1 protein-coding gene is annotated in these 350 nt (G+C 58.6%); it reads left to right on the top strand.

Features of this window, described 5'->3' with window-relative positions:
* A partial coding sequence (locus BP858_RS01845; RefSeq protein ID WP_286878690.1) for a proteasome assembly chaperone family protein occupies positions 1–350 on the top strand: 350 nt, incomplete at both ends.

A 350-nucleotide genomic window follows, 5' to 3' on the forward strand; every position in this document is an offset into this window, starting at 1 on the left:
CAAACGGCATCATGGACTGGCTCACCCAGTTCAACATCAAGGAGATCGTCACGATCGCGGGTATCATCACGAACGAACCGGAAAAGAGGGTCTTCGGCGTCGCGACCAGCAGCGGGACCCTCCACCGTATCGAGGAAGAGACGATCATCCTTCCGATGGGAAGCATCTCCGGCATCGCGGCAAGCATCCTCACGGAGTGCAAGACGCGGGGTATCCCGGGGCTCGGGCTCCTCGGGGAGACGGTGAACACCCCCGACCCACGGTCTTCCGCGGCCACAATTGAGGTCTTAAACAAGATCTATAACCTTGAACTGGACATCAAACCGTTGCTCGAACAGGCGGTGGAGATC

This window comes from Methanoculleus sp. UBA413 (genome assembly GCF_002502935.1).
GTDB lineage: Archaea > Halobacteriota > Methanomicrobia > Methanomicrobiales > Methanoculleaceae > Methanoculleus > Methanoculleus bourgensis.